This is a genomic window from Methylorubrum podarium (assembly GCF_022179745.1).
Taxonomy (GTDB): Bacteria; Pseudomonadota; Alphaproteobacteria; order Rhizobiales; family Beijerinckiaceae; genus Methylobacterium; species Methylobacterium podarium.
This window is the reverse complement of sequence record NZ_BPRD01000249.1, coordinates 1-18152: the sequence shown is the minus strand read 5'-3', so window position 1 is coordinate 18152 and position 18152 is coordinate 1. Positions and strand designations below refer to the sequence as shown.

16 protein-coding genes and 1 pseudogene are annotated in these 18152 nt (G+C 69.2%); 9 read left to right on the top strand and 8 right to left on the bottom strand.

Annotated elements, in window-relative coordinates; all coding sequences use genetic code 11:
- The 6 genes and pseudogenes from MFF42_RS13385 to MFF42_RS13360 form a co-directional block, all read left to right on the top strand.
- The coding region (locus tag MFF42_RS13385) for an ATP-binding cassette domain-containing protein (RefSeq protein WP_238256171.1) at positions 1 to 530 on the top strand (530 nt) is incomplete at its 5' end.
- A 25-nt stretch (positions 531 to 555) separates the two neighbouring features.
- The gene (locus MFF42_RS13380) at positions 556 to 1782 is read left to right on the top strand and encodes an ABC transporter substrate-binding protein (protein WP_238256170.1); all 1227 of its coding nucleotides are present in this window, start codon (positions 556 to 558) and stop codon (positions 1780 to 1782) included.
- Positions 1779 to 2618, top strand: coding sequence for an ABC transporter permease (locus tag MFF42_RS13375; RefSeq protein WP_238256169.1), 840 nt, complete (start codon positions 1779 to 1781; stop codon positions 2616 to 2618). The genes MFF42_RS13380 and MFF42_RS13375 overlap by 4 nt, the downstream gene beginning before the upstream one ends.
- A 15-nt stretch (positions 2619 to 2633) precedes the next feature.
- Positions 2634 to 3179, top strand: a complete 546-nt coding sequence (locus tag MFF42_RS13370; RefSeq protein ID WP_238256168.1) for an OsmC family protein — start codon at positions 2634 to 2636, stop codon at positions 3177 to 3179.
- Between the two features lie 7 nt (positions 3180 to 3186).
- The gene (locus tag MFF42_RS13365; RefSeq protein WP_238256167.1) at positions 3187 to 4257 is read left to right on the top strand and encodes an acyl-CoA dehydrogenase family protein; all 1071 of its coding nucleotides are present in this window, start codon (positions 3187 to 3189) and stop codon (positions 4255 to 4257) included.
- A gap of 372 nt (positions 4258 to 4629) precedes the next feature.
- A pseudogene (locus tag MFF42_RS13360) lies at positions 4630 to 4755 on the top strand (IS5-like element ISMra2 family transposase); the annotation flags it as partial.
- Positions 4756 to 4774: 19 nt separating this feature from the next.
- On the opposite strand, the gene MFF42_RS13355 reads toward MFF42_RS13360, so the two are convergent.
- The 5 genes from MFF42_RS13355 to MFF42_RS13335 form a co-directional block, all read right to left on the bottom strand.
- A complete protein-coding gene (locus MFF42_RS13355) occupies positions 4775 to 6805 on the bottom strand; it encodes a family 2A encapsulin nanocompartment cargo protein cysteine desulfurase (RefSeq protein WP_238256166.1) in 2031 nt (676 codons plus the stop codon).
- Positions 6792 to 8183, bottom strand: coding sequence for a family 2B encapsulin nanocompartment shell protein (locus tag MFF42_RS13350; protein ID WP_238256165.1), 1392 nt, complete (start codon positions 8181 to 8183; stop codon positions 6792 to 6794). The genes MFF42_RS13355 and MFF42_RS13350 overlap by 14 nt, the downstream gene beginning before the upstream one ends.
- 373 nt (positions 8184 to 8556) lie before the next feature.
- Positions 8557 to 9405 carry a serine O-acetyltransferase gene (cysE, locus tag MFF42_RS13345; protein ID WP_238256164.1) on the bottom strand — a complete coding sequence of 283 codons (849 nt, stop codon included), beginning with the start codon at positions 9403 to 9405 and terminating at the stop codon, positions 8557 to 8559.
- 85 nt (positions 9406 to 9490) lie between these two features.
- On the bottom strand, positions 9491 to 9694 hold the full coding sequence (locus MFF42_RS13340; protein ID WP_238256163.1) for a hypothetical protein: 204 nt from the start codon (positions 9692 to 9694) through the stop codon (positions 9491 to 9493).
- A 470-nt stretch (positions 9695 to 10164) separates the two neighbouring features.
- Complete coding sequence (locus MFF42_RS13335) at positions 10165 to 11046, bottom strand: glutathione S-transferase family protein (protein WP_238256162.1); 882 nt, start codon at positions 11044 to 11046, stop codon at positions 10165 to 10167.
- A gap of 104 nt (positions 11047 to 11150) precedes the next feature.
- On the opposite strand from MFF42_RS13335, the gene MFF42_RS13330 reads away from it, so the two are divergent.
- Positions 11151 to 12044 (top strand): LysR family transcriptional regulator, encoded by an 894-nt coding sequence (locus tag MFF42_RS13330; protein WP_238256161.1) that lies wholly within the window; start codon positions 11151 to 11153, stop codon positions 12042 to 12044.
- Positions 12045 to 12109: 65 nt separating this feature from the next.
- On the opposite strand, the gene MFF42_RS13325 is transcribed toward MFF42_RS13330, so the two are convergent.
- Positions 12110 to 13066, bottom strand: coding sequence for a zinc-dependent alcohol dehydrogenase family protein (locus tag MFF42_RS13325; RefSeq protein ID WP_238256160.1), 957 nt, complete (start codon positions 13064 to 13066; stop codon positions 12110 to 12112).
- Positions 13067 to 13161: 95 nt separating this feature from the next.
- On the opposite strand from MFF42_RS13325, the gene gcvA reads away from it, so the two are divergent.
- Entirely contained in the window at positions 13162 to 14049 is an 888-nt protein-coding gene (gene gcvA / locus MFF42_RS13320) for a transcriptional regulator GcvA (RefSeq protein WP_238256159.1), read from the top strand.
- A gap of 26 nt (positions 14050 to 14075) precedes the next feature.
- Here the strand turns inward: gcvA and MFF42_RS13315 are convergent, their stop codons facing one another.
- The gene (locus MFF42_RS13315) at positions 14076 to 14951 is read right to left on the bottom strand and encodes an alpha/beta hydrolase (protein WP_238256158.1); all 876 of its coding nucleotides are present in this window, start codon (positions 14949 to 14951) and stop codon (positions 14076 to 14078) included.
- Positions 14952 to 15248: 297 nt separating this feature from the next.
- Positions 15249 to 16058, bottom strand: coding sequence for a class I SAM-dependent methyltransferase (locus tag MFF42_RS13310; protein ID WP_238256157.1), 810 nt, complete (start codon positions 16056 to 16058; stop codon positions 15249 to 15251).
- Positions 16059 to 16844: 786 nt separating this feature from the next.
- Between MFF42_RS13310 and MFF42_RS13305 the strand changes: the two genes are divergently transcribed.
- Positions 16845 to 18152, top strand: a 1308-nt coding sequence (locus MFF42_RS13305) for an MASE4 domain-containing protein (RefSeq protein WP_238256156.1), incomplete at its 3' end; no start/stop codon positions are given.

Sequence of the window (18152 nt, the reverse complement as noted above, 5' to 3'; positions counted from 1 at the left end):
TGCGCGGGCCGGTGCCGGGCTGCACGGTGATGTTCCAGCGGCCCGCGCTCCTCCCTTGGGCGAGCGTCCTCGACAACGTGCTGCTCCCCGCCCGTCTGTCGGGCCGGCTCGGGCGCGAGCGGGCCGAAACCGTCGGGCAGGCCCGCCGTCTCCTCGACGATCTGGGGCTCACAGAGCGAGCCGAGGCCAAGCCACACCAGCTCTCCGGCGGCCAGCAGCAGCGGGTGGCGCTCGCCCGCGCGTTGGCGAGCCGGCCGCGCATCCTGCTCCTCGACGAGCCGTTCTCCGCCCTCGATCCCGAGATGCGCGCGAGTCTGCGCGGCGACGTGTTGCGGCTTGCCCAGGCGCGCGGGCTCACCCTGATCGTCGTCACCCACGATCTCGCCGACGTGGCGGCCTTGGCCGAGCGCGCCGTGGTGCTCGCCGGGCGCCCGGCCCGCATCGCCGACGACTTGCCGCTGGGCGACGACGCCGAGGCGGAGCTTCGCCACCGCCTCGGACCGATCGCGCCCGACCGCGCCGCCGCCTGACCCGAACCCAAAAAGCCGAGTCCCGATGAGTGCTCCCGACGACCTCGCCGCCCTGTGGACACACGAATGGTCCCGCGCCGACTGGACCCGGCGCGACACTCTCGACGCCCTCGCCCGCGGCGGGCTCGCCGCCCTGCTCGGCGGTGGCGCGCTCGGCCTCTCGGGCCAAACCGCCCACGCGGCGGACGACGAGACCGTGCGCATCGGCTACCTGCCGATCACCGACGCCACCGCGCTGCTCGTCGCCCACGCCAAGGGCTATTTCGAAGAGGCCGGGCTCAAGGTCGCCGAGCCGACGCCGGTGCGCTCGTGGTCGGCGCTGGTGGAGGGGTTTGCCGCTGGCAAGTTCAACCTTGCACACCTGCTGAAACCCATCCCGGTCTGGATGCGGTACAACAACCGGTTCCCGGTCAAGGTTCTGGCCTGGGCCCACACCAACGGCTCCGGCATCGTCGTCGGGGGAAAAAGCGGGATCGAGGATTTCACGGGGCTCGCGGGCAAGCGCGTCGCGGTACCGTACTGGTACTCGATGCACAACGTCGTGCTGCAATATGCGCTCCGCCAATCGGGCGTGGCACCGGTCATCCGCGGCGAGGCAGGCCCGCGCGAGTGCGCCCTCCAGATCCTGCCGCCGCCCGAGATGCCGGCAGCCCTCGCGGCGGGCAAGATCGACGGCTACATCGTCGCCGAGCCGTTCAACGCGCTCGGCGAACTCAAGGCCGGGGCGCGGATGCTGCGCTTCACCGGCGACATCTGGAAGAACCATCCCTGCTGCGTCGTCGTCGCCCACGAGCGGCAGGTGAGCGCCAACCCGGAATGGACGGGGAGGGCCATCGAGGCCATCGTCCGGGCGCAAGCCTATTGCGTGAAGAACCGCGAGGAGGTCGCCCGCCTGATCTCGAAGGAGGGCCGCGGCTACCTGCCGATGCCCGCCGACGTGTTGATCAAGGCCACCACCGACTACGGCGCGGCCTACGAGAAGAGCGGCGCCATCCGCCACCCCGATTGGGCGGCACGCCGCATCGACTTCCAGCCCTGGCCCTATCCATCGGCGACGAAGCTCATCGTCGAGGCGATGGGCGACACCGTGGTCGAGGGGGACGCCACCTTCCTGAAAGGCCTCGATCCGGATTTCGTGACGAGAGACTTGGTGGACGACCGCTTCGTCGCCGCCGCGCTGAGGCGCTACCCCGAATGGCCGGGCGCAACCGATCCGGCGGCCCTCACTCGCCAGGAGACCCTGAGCCTGTGACCGGTAGTGCCACTCCCGCCGCTCTCGCCGTCGAGGTCGCAGCCGGGCCGCCGCGCCGCCCGGCTCGAATCGGCCCCGCGCTCGACCGAATGGCGCCGCTGCTCGGGCTCACCGGGCTCGGACTCGTGTGGTTCGTTGCCGGCCTCGTGCTAAAGAGCGTGCCGGCCTACTCGGCCTTCGCCGGCTTCGCGCCCGGCCCGGCGCTCGCCTCCTTCGCCGACCTGTTGAGCTCCGGCGAGGCGTGGCGGGCCACCACCCCGAGCCTTGCGCGCATCGGCCAGGGACTCGCCGTCGCCTTCGGGCTCGGCGCACCGCTCGGGCTGCTGATGGGCTCCTCGCCGCTTTCCGAGCGCATCCTCCAGCCGCCGTTCCAACTCCTGAGGATGATCTCGCCGCTCGCCTGGATGCCGGTGGCGGTGCTGGCCTTCCCGAGTTGGGACGGCGCGATCGTCTTCCTGATCGCGGTTGCCGCGATCTGGCCGATCCTCTTCGCCACCGCGGCAGGGGTGAAGCGGGTCGATCCGGTCTGGCTCGCTATGGCGCGTAATCTCGGTGCCGGGCGCCTCGCGGCGCTGCGCGCGGTCGTGGTGCCGGCCGTGCTGCAGGACATCCTCACCGGGCTGCGCCTCGCCCTCGGCGTCGCCTGGATCGTGCTGGTGCCGGCCGAATATCTCGGGGTCACGAGCGGGCTCGGCTACGCCATCAACGACGCTCGCGACACCCTCTCCTACGACCGGCTCGCCGCCCTCGTCCTGCTGATCGGCCTGATCGGCTACGCCCTCGACAGCTTGCTCGGGCGCCTCGCCGCCCGCGCCCGCTGGATTCCCGCCACCTGAGGAGTTCCTTCCAAGATGACCGCAAACGCTGCGAGAGAGATCATCCAGACGTTCGAGACGATCGACCGCGACAAGCTCCATGCGCTGTCCGAGAGGGGCCGCGCCGACCCGTCCGTGGTGAAGACCGTGCGCGCAAAAACGATCGCGGAAGGCCGCCGCTTCCGCCACCTCAACTACGTCCGCAACCTCGATGCCCACATCGTCGACGAGCCGCCGGCCCTGCTCGGCGACGACACCGCCCCCAACCCGACCGAGGCGCTGCTTGCGGCGCTCGGCACCTGCGTCGCGGTCGGCCTCCAGGCCAACGCGGTCGCCCGCGGCTGGATCGTGCGCGGCATCGAGATCGAATCCGAGGGAGACATTAACATCACCTCCGTCTGGGGCACGGGCGATCTCTCCGAGAAGCCGGTCGGGCTCACCGCCGTGCGGCTCAAGGCCCGTCTCGACATCGAGGGCGCGAGCCCGGACGAGCTCGACGCACTGGTGGCCCATGCCGGGCAATGGTCGCCGGTGCTCAACACCGTGCAGAACCCCGTCTCGGTCACCCTGGCCCGGGCCTGATCCGATCATGGCTGCCAGCGCCCGCATCACGCCGCCCCGCACGGTCGCCGAGATCGTGCGCGAGGATCTGCGCCCCCGCCTCGCGGCGATCGATGCCGGCGAGTACCCGGTGGACGTCCTGCGGGCGCTGGGGGCTGCCGGCACTTTTGCTCACCATGTTGAGGGCACCCCCGAGGGCCTCCTAGCGGCGATCGACGCGATGGGGCAGGCTGGCGAGGCCTGCCTTTCCACCGCCTTCTGCATCTGGTGCCAGGACGCGCTGGTCTGGTACCTCGCCCGCTCCGAGGAGGCCGGCCCGCGCCGCCACCTCGCCGCTTTCGCCGACGGCGCGGCGCTCGGCGGCACCGGGCTGTCAAACCCGATGAAGGCGTTCTCCGGCATCGAGCCGCTGGCGCTGCGCTGTGAGCGCGAGGGAGCCGGCTACCGGGTGCGTGGGCGCCTGCCCTGGGTCTCGAACCTTGTTCCCGGCCACCTTTTCGCAGGCATTGCTTCGCTGCCCGACGGGCGGCGGGTGATGGGACTGTTCGAGGCCGGCACCGCGGCCGTCGCGATCGCCGCCAACGCTCGCTTCGTCGCGCTCGAAGGCACCGGCACCGTCACCGTGATGGTGCGTGACGCCTATCTGCCCGACGCCGACGTGATCGCCCACGACGTCGCCGCCTTCGTGCCGCGCATCCGCAACGGCTTCGTCCTGCTCCAGACCGGAATGGGTCTGGGGCTCGTCCGCGGCGTCGCCCGCCTGATGCGCGAGGATGCCCGCGGCCGCCACGACGGCCGATACCTGCCGCTCGGCCCCGAGGCCATAGAGGCCCGCGCCGAGGTGTTGCGCGAGCGGGTCGCGGCGGCGGCCGTGCGCCATGCCGAGACCGACCGTGCGACCTTCCTCGACACCCTGCGGCTGCGCCTCGACGTGTCGCTCCTGGCGCTGGAGGCGGCGCAATCCGCCATGCTCCAGTTCGGCGCCCGCGGCTATCTCGAAGGGTCGGAGCCGTTCCGCCGCCTGCGCGAGGCGCAATTCGTGGCAATCGTCACGCCGTCGGTGAAGCACATCACGACGGAACTCGCGAGAGCGGCCTGACGGGCCGGAACGGTACTGCTCCAACCCGCACGGCAGCGGCGCCACCGTGATCGCGGCGGTGGCAAACAGGCTCATCATGCGGTTTCCGGTTGATCACCTCGGGCTGTGCCCCATCCCGTCATCGCGAGGCGGAGCCGAAGCGATCCAGCGTGCGACCTCTCCGGCAAAGTCGCGCCCTGGATTGCTTTCGCTGAGCCTCGCAATGACGGCGGATGGTGGAACCGAAGTAACACTCGGAAACCGTATCACACGCTACCGGTAGTCACGAACTGTCGAGGAGATGTCGGACAGCCTTTCGCCCGAGCAAGCCTGATTCAGAAATATTGCCGTTCTGATAAGGCTATCATCAAGCACCATGACCTTGTGGACCGGAAGCACAAGGTCGAGGGGCTGATCGGCCGGCCGCGGCAGGATCGCCGTAGCGGCATTCACTACGAGATGCGGGCAGCCAACTATTTTGCCATGATCACGCTTGGCATGACTATGCTCCGGCTGACATTGTCTTTGCTGCGACGCCCTAGTGCCGCGGCAAGGTATGCAGCGCGCGCAGGAAGAGATCGACATCCTCCCGCGTGTTGTAGAAGGCGAGCGAGGCGCGCACCGATTGGTCGACACCGAAGCGGCGCAGGGCCGGCAGGGCGCAGTGATGGCCGGAACGCACCGCGATCCCGAGCGAATCGAGGTGATGGGCGACCGCCTCGTTGGTCAGGCCGTCGACCGTGAACGACATCACGCTCGCCTTGTTGAGCGCCGTGCCGATCAGGCGCAGGCCCTTCACCTCGGCCAAGCCCTCTTGCGCGTATTCGAGCAGGTCGTGCTCGTAGGCCGCGATCGCCGGCAGGCCGACGCTCTCAAGATAGTCCAATGCCGCGCCGAGGCCGACCGCGCCGGCAATGTCCGGTGTGCCGGCCTCGAACTTTTCCGGCGCGCCCTTATAGACGGTCTTCGAGAAGGTGACGTCCTCGATCATGTGGCCGCCGCCCTGCCACGGCGGCATCGCCTCGAGCAGGTGCTTCTTTCCGTACAGAGCGCCGATGCCGGTCGGCCCGAACACCTTGTGGCCGGAGAACACCAGGAAGTCGGCGTCCAACGCTTGCACGTCGATCGGGATGTGCGGGGTCGATTGCGCCGCATCGACCAGCACCGGCACGCCGTAGGCGTGGGCGAGCGCGATGATCTCCCGGATCGGGTTCACCGTGCCGAGCGCGTTGGCGACATGGGTCACCGAAACGATCTTGGTGCGGCCCGAGAGCAAGGCCGCATATTGCTCGAAGATGATCTCGCCGCGGTCGTTGACCGGGATCACCCGGATCGTCGCGCCTGTCGCCTGCGCCAGGAGCTGCCAGGGCACGATGTTGGCGTGGTGCTCAATCGTCGAGACGATGATCTCGTCGCCCGCGCCGATATTCGCCCGACCGTAGGAATGGGCGACGAGGTTGATCGCCTCCGTGGTGCCGCGCAGGAAGACGATGTCGTCCTTCGACGGGGCGTTGAGGAAGCGGCGCGTCTTCTCCCGACCGCCCTCGAACAGGTCCGTCGAGCGCGCCGCGAGCGTGTGCGCGGCCCGGTGGATGTTCGAGTTGTGGCGGCCGTAGAATTCACTGGTGGCGTCGATCACGCTCTGCGGCTTCTGGGTGGTGGCCGCGTTGTCGAGCCAGACCAGCCGATGGCCGTTCACGCTCTGGTGCAGGGCCGGGAAATCCTTGCGCACGTGCTCGACGTCGAAGGGCGCGGCCGCAGGAACCGACCCGTGCGAGGTGATCCGCGGGGCGGGGCCCTCGTGGCGCGAGGGTTCGACCCGCGGCTGAGCCGCGGCTTTTCTGGCTCGCGCCGGCGCGGGGGCAGGGCTCAGGAAGTAGTAGTCGCCGGTGTTGTCGGGCGCATTCGGGTGCGGGAGCCGGCCAAACTCCGAGAAATGTTCCTGCGCGTCGTCCTTGCCCGTCGCCTTGCCCCCTTTGGACGGGTCGCGCGGCACGAGATGCGGCGCCAGCGCGTGGGCAAAGCCGTTGGCGCGCGGGTGATCGGCCGCGATCCGGCGGTGCAGGTCGGGCCCGCCGGGGATCGCCGCCGCCACGTCGGGCACGCTCGGCACGAAGTATTCCGGAAACCGGTTCTGGTTCGGAAACGGGTGCACCGAGGGGATCGCTGCCACGTCGAGGAGGTTCGCGCTCGCCGGCGCGGGCGTCGCGCCGACAGGGTTGGCGTGCGAGGGACCGGAGAGGCCCGGCAGGCCGACCGGCGGCGCGCCGAAGGAACGCGCGGCCTGGGCCGAGACGTCGGGCTGGTGGCCGGCCGCCGAGGCGCCGGACGGCACGGAAGGCGTGCCGAGGGAGGCGCCGGGCAGCGCGGGCTGCCCGAAACCGGAGGGAAGGGTCTCGACCCCCTGGGGGGCTTGAGGCGTCTGCGGCAGGTGGGGCTGGAATGGCGCGCTGGCCGCCTGTCCCTGGCCATAAATCTCGCGGGCAAGGCGCCCGACGAGATCGGCATGCGCCAGATCGCCCGCGCTGCCGGTCGGAAGACCGAGAGTGGGTGCGTTAGGCGTAGTCATGGTAGTTGCCCAGCAGCACGTTATCGAGACGGGCGATCGCGTCCTCGACCAGCACGGCAGCCGAGAAGTAGCGGGTCACGAGATGCGAGGCGATGGAGTGGTCGTTGGTGCCCATGTAGCGCACCGACAGGCCGGGCTCGATCTCGCCGGTCACACCCGATTTCTGCAGGCCGACCACGCCCTGCTCGCCCTCGCCGACGCGCAGGAGCAGGATCGAGGTGGTCTGAGCCCCCGTCACCGGATCGGTGTCGATCGGCAGCTTGTCGCTGGGGACGAGCGGCACGCCGCGCCAGGTAATGAACGGCGCGCCGAACAGGTGGACGACGACCGGCGGCACGCCGCGGCGGGTGGCCTCGCGGCCGAAGGCGGCGATGGCGCGCGGGTGCGCCACGAAGAACGCCGGCTTCTTCCACACCAGCGTCAGCAGCTCGTCGAGATCGTCCGGGGTCGGCGGGCCCGAGCGGGTCGGGATGCGCTGGCGGCCGGCGACCTCGCCGAGCAGGCCGAACTGCGAGTTGTTCAGGAGCTCCCACTCCTCGCGCTCCTTCACGGCATCGACCGTGAGACGGATCTGCTCGCGCAGCTGGTCGATCTCATTGGAGTAGAGGTCGGTGACCCGGGTGTGGGTGTTGAGGATCGTCTGGATCGTCGAGAGGTGGTACTCGCGCGGGTCGATCTCGTAGTCGACGAAGGTGGTCGGCAGGCGCGGCTCGCCGGCATGGACCGCGAGCAGCTCGATGCCCTGCTCGCCGTAGGAGTTGGTGTGACCTTTCAGACGGTCACGCTCCTCCTGATACTGGTCAATGCGCGAGCGCACGGCCTCGTCCTCGATCGCCGCGCGGTCGAGCGTCAGCAGCGTCACCGCCGAGAGCGCCTTCACCGCCGGCGCGGGGCCAGCCTCGCCGACGAGGGCGTCGTCACCGAAATAGTCGCCCCGCGTGGCGAGCCCCTGGCGCAGGCGGCCCTTGTAGGGGCCCGACAGGGTCAGCTCGACGGTGCCGTCGGCCACCACCACGAGGCTGCGGCCGGACGAGCCCTCCTCGGCGAGGACGTCGCCGGCTTTGTGCCGGCTCTGCGTGAACTTGCCCGCCAGCGCGGCGAGCTCGGCGTCCCCCAAGCGGCTGAACAGCGGCACGGCGCGCAGCGATCCGGGGCTGATCGTCCGGCCCTTGTCCTCGGCGACGAGATCGACCCGGCCGGGCTTGGCCAGCACCACGGCGCGGCGGTTGACCCGGTAGACGCCGCCCGCGACGTCGACGAAGGGCAGGAGACGCAGGAGGAAGCGCGGGGTGTTGGCGACGTTCTGGACCGAAGTGACGGTCGCGGTCGCTAGATTGCGCGCAGCGGATGCGCTCACGCTCAGGCCCGGTCCACTCATCTGTCGTCGTCTCCTGGTGATGGATGTCTGCGGGAGGTCCGCGCCCATGCGAGGGCGGCGACGCGGCCGAAGGCGCGCCGGAACCGCATTCACCTTCGAATGCGACCGACCAGAACTGTCGAGCGATGAAAAACCACCAGCATATACTTGTCTTGGCTGGCGAAGCGGCCCGAACCTAGAAGCTCGACCTCGTGAGGGTCAATAGAACACTTTTCTCATTTTTTGTCTGTTTGTGTGATGAATCTCTAAGTTTCGGGCGCAAGGAAAATTGCTCTTCCGACAAAGGATAGAACCGGGGAAATATCTTCCCCATAATGCAAAACAGGGAGAAATCTTGAAATGGATTTCTATCCTCAAGCGCGTCGCGCGGCACTCAGATCCCGTCGCCGTACCCGACGAAGGACTGATCCATGCTCTGGGCCGGCTCCTCGCCGGGGCCGAGGCGGGAGACGATCCGCGCCGGCACGCCCGCGACGGTGGTGTGGGCGGGCACCTCGTGCAGCACCACCGCGGCTGCGGCGACCTTGGCGCCTTCCCCGACCCGGATGTTGCCGAGCACCTTGGCGCCGACACTGAGCAGGACGCCGCGGGCGATCTTCGGATGCCGGTCGCCGCTCTCCTTGCCGTTGCCGCCGAGCGTCACCGATTGGAGGATCGACACGTCGTCGGCCACCACCGTGGTCTCGCCGATGACGACGCCGGTGGCGTGATCGATGAACACCCCCGAGCCGATCCGCGCCGCCGGATGGATGTCGCAACCGAACACCTCGGAGATGCGGCTCTGCACGTGCAGAGCGAGCGTCGCCCGGCCTTGGTGCCACAGCCAGTGCGCCACCCGGTAGCCTTCGAGGGCGGCAAACCCCTTGTAGAACAGGAACGGATCGAGATAGCGCCGACAGGTCGGGTCGCGCTCGCGGATGGCGATGAGGTCGCGCACCGCGTGCGCCCCCGCATGCGGGTCGGCCTCGAAGGCGGAGAGGCAGAGGTCGCGCATGGTCAGCCGCGAGAGATCGCCGTCGCCGAGCCGGTGGGCGAGGCGGTAGGCTAGCGCCTGCGGCAAGCTGCGCTGATCGAGCACCGTCGCCTGGATCAGGCCGGCGTAGAGCGGCTCCTCGATCAGTGCGGCCTCGGCCTCCGCCCGCATGGCCGCCCAGACCTCTCCTTCCGCGGTGCTGCGGCTTGTCGCCCGCAGGGGCGGGACGATTGCCAGAGCCGCGGTCACGACCGGGTCGCCGGATTGAACAGAGGGGGGAAGCGGACGTCGCACCGATGATAGTCCGCACGCATCTTCGGCCCGTCTAATCGCTTCATTGAATGCGCCGGAACAGATCCGGCAGGTAGCTCTGCAAGGTTTCGTGCCCGTCGAACTGGACATCGATCGTGGCGCAGCCGGCCTGACCGTGGATGCCGACCACCCGGCCCCGAGCGTTGCGCCAGATCCCGAGCGCCTCGGCGAGGTCGAGCCGGTCGAATACGACCTGATCGCCGGGAAGCATCGTCGCACTCAGCATGATGGTGTCCTTGAAGCGGGGATCCCGTTACGATTTCCGTCCCGCCGGCCGGCGTGCAGCTTGTTGAGTCGAGCCTCGGAGGTGCGTTCGGGAAGAGCCTTCCCACCGCACCGGGATGCCGGAGAAGATTTGCCGCGCGGCAGAGCGGATCGGGAGCATTACTTTCACTAAGTCATTGTCATAACTTGATAATTATCGATGAAACGCCCTTTGGCAAGCCTTGTTCCGCGCGTCCGGCCGCGCTCCGCCGGATCGGGACGGCACTCTGTTGCCGCCCGCGGTCTCACCCTCTCGAACGCTGTCTCCGCTCGCCGTCGCCGTGAAGCCCGCACCGGCGTTGGGCGACCAGAGCTTTCGATGAGGCCATCGATCCGGACGCTTCCCACGATACCGGTCTTCGTGGTTGTCCGACCTTCCCAATGGCTTTCCGGCGTGGCGCGGGCTTCCCTCCGCGACGCCGGCGCCGCACTTCAGAGCGTGATGCCCGCCGCATCCAGGGCACCGTCGATGCGGGCGTCGACCTCGCGCTTCGTCGCGGCCCAAGCCGGCACCGTGGCCAGCAAACGCTGCTGCCAAGCCACCAGGTTCGGGAACTCGTTGAGCGGGATCTTTGTCCGCTCGTTCTGCGAGAACGGGCCGGCGACGTCGAAGTCGGCCAGCGTCAGCCGGTCGCCGACCATGTGGCTGCGCTTCGCGAGATGCGCGTCCAGCACCGCGGCGGCCGCGCGGATCTTGTCGTCCGCCAGCTTGACGATGGTCTGGTCGGCCGGCTGACCCATGAAGCGCTTGGCGAGCACCTCGTCGAAAGTGAGCGTCGCGAAGACGCGCCACTGCTCGCCCGACCAGAACATCCACTGGAGGATTTCGAACCGCTCGCGCGGCGTCCGCCCCGCCAGGTCGCTTCCCGCCTTCTCGGCGAGGTAGAGATTGATCGCCGCGGATTCGTAGAGGACGAAGTCGCCGTCCACCATCACGGGCGACAGCCCGTGCGGGTTCAACTCCAGAAACTCGGGCGTGTGGCTCTCGCCCTTGAAGAGATCGATGTCCACAATCTCGATGTCGACGCCCATGGCGGCGGCGGCCGACGTGACGCGACGCCGGCTGCCTGAGCCGGGATCGCCGTAGATCTTGATAGCCATTGTCGAATATTCCTTCTGTTGGGTGGTGGTGTGGACGGTCAGGCCGGGAGGACGGCGCGCTGGCGGTCGAGCACTGGCAGCATCCAGGCCGGATCGCCGGTCGACCACGATCAGGTCCGCCGGCAGCGCGAGGCGCAGGCGGGTTGGCACCCGCGGACAGCGTCCGTTCTCGAAGGCCTCGCGCAGGGCGTCGAGCTTGTCCTGAAGCCTCATCGCTGTTCTCCCCGACGCCGTGGCGGCGCCGTGAGCCGGGAGGTAGGCCATCTGTCGAAACGCGTGTATCCGCTCTATGCGAACATCATCTATCCGGATGTCGAATGAGTGATCGCTGGCAGGAAATGGCGGTGTTCGTCCGCGTGGCGGAGACCGGCAGCCTTTCGCGCGCGGGACGCGAACTGATGCTCTCGCAACCCTCCGTGTCGCGCATCGTCGGAGCGCTGGAGGCGCGGCTGGGCACGACACTGCTGCTGCGCACCACCCGCAGCATCTCGCTGACGGAAGCCGGCAGCCTGTACCTGGAGCGCGCCAGATTCCTCCTCGCGGAGGTCGAGGAGGCCGAGCAGGCGGCCCGGGGGGTGGACTCGCTGCAGGGCGTCATCCGCCTCGCGTTGCCGGTGCTCTACGGCTCACGGGCGGTCGTTCCCGCGCTCGCGACGTTCCTCGCCCGGCATCCCGACCTCAGGGTCGAGATCACGATGAGCGATGCGCGCCAGAACCTCGTCACGGACAGAGTCGACGTCGCGATCCGGGTCGGCGTCGGGCCGCTGGCGGACTCCACCTTCGGAGCTCGCAGGCTCGCGGTGGTCGAGCGGCTGGTGGTCGCGGCGCCGGCCTACCTCTCGGCCCGTGGCGTGCCCACCAACCCGGCCGAGCTCGCCCGGCACGCCTGCATCGTCCAGCACGGCCTGTTCGGTCGCGAGAGCTGGCGCTTCATGCACAATCGGACCGCCACCTCCGTCGATGTCCCCGCGCGGCTTTGGATCAGCTCGGCGTCCGGGATCCTGGCCGCCGCGGTCGCGGGGCTGGGCATCGCGCTCGCGACCCGCGTGATGGCCGGGGAAGAGCTGCGAACCGGCCAGCTCACCCAGCTGCTCGAACCCTACCGGCTCGATCCGGCCGAGGTGTACGCGGTCTTTCCGGCCGGTCCGAGGCCCTCGGCGAAGGTCCGGGCCATCGTGGATCACCTCGGAGCGTCGCTCGCTCCGGGGTGATCAGCGACGTGGCGACGGCAGCCGACATAAACGTGCAGTCCGCGGAATCCAGCAGTGACCTGGCGTCAGGATCTGACCCGAAGCACGATCTTGCCCTTGAGCCGGCCCGCCTCCGAGCGCGCGTGAGCCCGTGCGACGTCGTCGAGGGGAAACTCCAGGCCGACCTGCGGAACCACCAAGCCGCGCTCGAGGAGGCGCGTGAGGGCGTCGAGCTTGCTTCGATTCTGGCGAGAGAAAACGAAGTGGTAGGTCGCGTTCCGGCCCCAGGCGTCGATGAGGTTCTGCGGCGTGGCGGTGTCGACCAGGGTGACGACGCGCCCATCCTCGCGGAGGATGCGCGGGGAACGCGAGAGCGTGTCGCGCCCGATCGTATCGAGGACGACGTCGACGCCCCTGCCTTCGGTCAGGCGATTGACGGCGTCCACGTAGTCCTCGCGCTCGAAATCGATGACGGCCGAGGCGCCGAGCTGTTCGACAAGCGCAGCGTCGCTGCCCCGCGCCGTCGCCAGGACCCGCGCGCCGATGGCCTTGGCGACTTGGACGGCGGTGGCCCCGACGCCCCCGGCGCCGCCATGGATCAGGACGGTTTCGGTCACCTGCAATCGGGCCCGCTCGACCAGCCCTTCCCAGACGGTCACGCCGACGAGGCTGACGCTCGCGGCCTCGGAATGGGTCAGGTTGACCGGCTTCCGCGCCACGATGTCGGCGTCCGCCACGTGGTACTCCGCGTAGGATCCCGGCCCGCCGAAGATCCGCGGCGTGTAATAGACCTCATCCCCGACGCGGAACTCCGTCACGTCGGATCCGATCCGATCGACGACGCCGGAGACGTCGTGCCCGATGATCGCCGGCAGTTCGACCTGGTCGGCGTAGTCGCCGCGGCGGATCTGGCCATCGAGCGGGTTGATCGACGTCGCATGCACCGCGACGCGGACTTGGCGGGGGCCCGGCCATGGATCGGGCAGGTCCCGGAGGTCGAAGCTGTCCGGTCCCCCGAACCGCGTCAACACCATCGCTTTCATCGGAGCCTCCTGTCCTGGGCGGGCGTCCTTGTGCCAGCCCGAGTGCCGGATGACGAACGCCTTCTCCTCACGCGACGGATGAGCTACGTTCAGCCATGACGATGCGGAGATCGCTTCCCCCGCTCGCGGCGCTGCGGGCCTTCGAGGCGGCAGGGCGCCGCCTGAGCTTCCGCGGTGCCGCCGACGAACTGGGCGTCACGCCGACCGCCGTCAGCCATCAGATCCGGCTTCTCGAACAGACTTTGGGGCTTCGCCTCTTCCACCGCGAGACGCGCCGGGTCCGGCTGACCGCCGAGGGAGCCGTACTGCTGCCCGTGCTTCGCGATGGCTTCGATGCCTTCGCCGACGCCATCGACCAGATCCGCGGCCGGCCCTCGGCCGGCCTTCTCACGCTCTCGGCTCCGACCGCCTTCGTCGCGAAGTGGCTGGTTCCCCAGCTTGGCGACTTCCGTGCCGCGCATCCCGGTTGCGACCTGCGCCTGCACGCGTCCGACAGCCTGGTCGACTTCGCGCGCGACGGAGTGGACGTCGCCGTCCGCTACGGGCCCGGACGCTACCCCGGCCTCGACGCTCACAGGCTGGTGGTCGACCGGGTCGCGCCCGCTTGCAGTCCTCGTCTCGCGGTTCGATCCGAGAGCGATTTGGCGAGCCACCCCCTGCTGCACTTCGAGTGGCCCGACCTGACCGACGAGACGCCGACATGGCCGGTCTGGCTGCGGAAGGCCGGGATCACGGACGTCGACGGCGGGGCGGGCACGCGCTTCAGCGACGAAGGTCACGTCATCCAGGCCGCGATTGCGGGCCAGGGGGTCGCGCTCCTCTCGGTCGTGCTTGCCGCCGACGACCTCGCGAGCGGCGCACTGGTTCAGCCCTTCGGGCCGGTGCTCGACGCTCACCCCTACTGGGCCGTCCACCCGCGACATCCGGCACGGGCGCAGGATGTCGGGAAGCTGGTCAATTGGCTGATCTCCGCCGCCGTGTGATGGGAGCAGAGCGGCCCGCCTCCCGCCTACCGGTGTTCCAACGACGCCTCGACGAGATTGCGCACCGCCTGCCAAGCCGGTGCCGACGGCGTCACCAAATCGAAGTGTCCGGCATCCGATACGTTGACGAGCCGCGGGGCGGTCCCGGTTTTCTCTCGCAGGCGGCGGGCATAGTCGTGCGCGACCCAGGGCGGCGTGAGCCGGTCGAATACGCCGCTGACCAAAACGATCGGCACACCCGACGGCGGGAGGGAGGCGGGCGAGACTTCCGAAAGCTTGTCTGCTGGGGCAAGCCGCTCGACAATGCCTGGGCCACAGAGCACAGGGACGAACCGTGCGAAGCTCGTTAGATCGCCCACGCCGCCCAGGCTGATGACGGCGCGGGGGACGAGCCGGGTGGTTGCGTAAAGAGGACTCTCGGCCGGCAGCGCGCCGCGCGAGACCGCCCACAGGGCGAGATGACCGCCAGCCGAGTGGCCGACGAGCACCACGCGCGAGAGGTCCAGGTGGTGGGCGCCTGCCGCGTCGACGAGCCGGTCCAGAGCGGCGCCCACGTCCTGATAGGTCCCGGGATAGCCACCACCGGCCTCGTTCGCGCGACGATAGCCGATGCTCCAGACAGCGATCCCACGACGCGTCAGTTCCGGGCCCAGGTGACGCATCTGCTCGCGCCCGGCGGCGGCGGCGCTCCAGCAACCGCCGTGGATGAGGACCGCGACCGGGTGCGGGCCGGGTCCAGCAGGTAGGAACACATCGATGCCCTGAGAGGGGGCTTCACCGTAGGTGAGCTGCAGGGTCGGCGCGGGCCGCGGCAAGTCGCGAAAGGCGGAGAGTTCCACCGGATCGGCTGAAGCCGGGGCCACCGCGAGCACCGCCAGACCGAGGATCGCGCAACGCTTCATGCCAGCCTCCCTGCGCCGCAATGATGCTCCGCATCGAGGCGAAGAGTTCGCTTCGCATCATAGCAGGACAGCAATCACCATCCGAGACGATCCGATCGGACATCGTCGATCGTCACCTTGGGCTCGTCATCGGCTTTCCGACCGCGGAGAGGACCAGTGCTGGCCCTGCCGTACCACGACAGAGCCGGGATGGGGCTTGAGCGCATTCCGACGGTGTGGTCACCGATTCGTCGGAAGAATGCGGATCGATCAACGACCGGGGGGCGCCGACCCGATGCAACCCGGTCGGGTATGGCTCTAGCGGCGGATGCCACGTGTGACCCAATACTCACGGGGAACGCAGATCCCCAGCGGCGTCGGGAACTGGGCATGGAAGGCGGTGAAGTCCCGGCGGAGAGCGGCGCGCCGGTCCTCGTCGAGGCTGGCGGCCAGGGCCTTGGTCGGGCCGTAGCCGCCGGAGAACCGCTCCCAAGCTGCCTCGGCAGTCGGCTCGCGATAGAACGAGACGCCTTTCTCGAAGGCGAGGTCGAAGTCCTTACCCAGCAATTCCTCGAGCCGCTCCGTGCGGCCCCACTCGAACGGCGAGGGCGGAGCCGGATCGGGAGGCGGCGGCATGTAGGACTTCATCACCCGGAAGATCTTGGACACGTTGCCGTCCGACAACCACGTGGTGAGGCAGATCCGTCCACCCTTGCGGCAGACCCGCGCCAACTCGGCTGCCGCCGCCTCGGGGCGGCTCGCGAACATGATGCCGCAAGTCGATACGACGGCATCGAACGCGCCGTCCGCGAAGGGCAGTCGCTCGGCGTCGCCGAGTTGATAATCGATCTCGAGGCCCTCGGTCCGGGCCTGCCTTACGGCGAAGGCGAGGAGATCGGCACTGATGTCGGCGCCGATCACCTGCGCACCGCGCTTGGCGACGACGCGTGAGGTCCAGCCGGTCCCGGTGGCCAGATCGAGCACCCGCTCGCCCGGCTGCGGATCGAGGCGCAACACGCAGTGCTCGATGCTGTCGGCGATGCCGCGACTGATCTCGTTGTATCGATCACCGCCGGCGTTCCAGACGCTGGCGGGCTTAGCGTTATGAGGTTGGATCTCGTAGCCCATGGTGCCTCCGACTCGCACGGGGCCCCCGGCTCAAGATTCCGCGACTCGCGCGCAAAAGTCCATCGCAGCATTCACCGCCTATCCGAAAGAACATGCGGTCGGACGTAGATGATGTATTCGCTGCTACCGCGGCATTCCTAACGATGATCAGAGTTCACAGCGTTGCGCCCTCGCAGTTCCGCCATCGAAAGCTTCTGGACCGGATGCGTTGGCCGAAGCGGCCCCGCCCGGAATTTGATGCTATGAAGAGAATTGTTTCTTCTGCCTCACAGGATCTTCCGCGAACCTGTCTTCACTCCGCTCGCCGAAGGCGATGGCGGCCTCGCCTGGAATGGTCGCCGCCCGCGTCGAATTCGGGATCGGTCTACCCGCCCCAGAGGCGAGCGATGCCTCTCGTTCGCACTGGTCCGCCCCGGCTCAGCGGCCGTCCCTTCCTGATCGACGGCGGCCCTGAAACAACCCTCGCGTTCTCGGAGGGGTCGAACTGCCCAGCTTTGCGGCGTTTCCAGCCTCCCTGCGTCGGCAGGGTATAGGCACCGCCTGCCATTCGGGTATCGGCCGTTTCCGTCGCCGCCGTCTTCGCCCGCACCCCGGCTTCTCTCCAAGCGTTCCGCATCGGCCGCAACCCGGTGCCCCCTTCGCCTCGACGGTGAGCCGGTGCGATCGTGGCGGAGGGTGCCCCTGGAACCAGCGAATGGTCGGCCCGACAGGGCCGTGCTACGCCGTTCTCCGCGCGCACGACTGGCCGAATCGGCCTGGTCGAGCGCCTCGCTGGGGGAGGACACGATGCCCGCGGTCGACCCTGACCCGACGCTCGCGACCCTGGCGACGGCGCGGGCCAATCCGGCACAGCGGCGTCTCGCCGGCATCGTCAGCCTCGCCTTCGGCGCCGTCACGCTCGCGCTGCTGCCGGTTGCGAGCCATCCGATGCCGCCGATGCCGGGCTTCGTGCCCGTCTACCAGTCGGCCCTCACCGTGGTCTACGCGCTGACCACCTACCTGTTCTTCTCCCAGTACCTGCACACGCGCTCGGTTCCGCTGCTCGTTCTCGGCGCCGGCAGCCTCTACGTGACGCTGATCGTCCTGCTTCAGCTCCTGTCGTTCCCCAACGTCCTCGCGCCGGGCCGCCTGCTCGGCGACGGGCCCGACACCACGACCTGGTTCTGGACCTTCTGGCACGTCGGACCGCCGCTGTTCGCGCTGCCCTACGCCATCATGGAGGGCGACGGGCGCAGCCGGTCCGTCCCGCCGGGGCGCGCCGCGCGCGTCGGCTGGTTCGCCGCGGCGACCGCCGCGGTCGCGGTCGTGCTCGCCGGCCTCGCAGCGACGCGCTACGTCCACCTGCTGCCGAAGAGCGTCGAGGGCGACGATTACTGGCTCCTGACCACCTCCGGCATCGGACCCGTCGTGGTGGCCCTGACGGTGGCCGCGCTCGCGGTCCTGTGCTGGACGACGCGGCTGCGCACCGTGCTTCAGCTCTGGCTGGCCGTCTCGCTGCTGCTGCTGGTGTTCGACAACATGATCACCCTGTCGGGCGCGGCGCGCGGCACGGTCGGCTGGTTCGTCGGACGGCTGGAAGCGCTCGTGGCCGGGCTGATCGTGCTCGGGGTCTATCTGCGCGAGGTCGACTTCCTCTACGCCCGGGCCGAGGCCGCCGCCGACGAGCGCGAGGCGCGCCGGGCCGAGCTGCAGCTCGCGCGCGACAACCTCGCTCTGGCCCTGGAGGCCGCCGAGATGGGTGATTGGGAGATCGACCTCGTGTCGGGCACGTCGCGTCGCACCCCGCGCCACGACGCGATCTTCGGCTACGACCGGCTGGCCGCGGGTTGGGACGTCGAAACCATCCTCCGCCACGTCGTCCCGGAGGACCGCGCCATGGCGCGGGCGGCGCTGGAGGGTGCCGACGGGCGGGAGCGGATCGACCTGCACTGTCGCATCCGCCGGGCCGACGACGGCGCGACCCGCTGGATCGCGCTGCGCGGCAAGGCCTATCTCGATGAGGCCGGCCGAACGCGCGGCCTGGCGGGCATCGTCATGGACACGACGCGCCAGCACGAGGCGGAGGAGCGCCTGAACCAGGCGCAGAAGATGGAG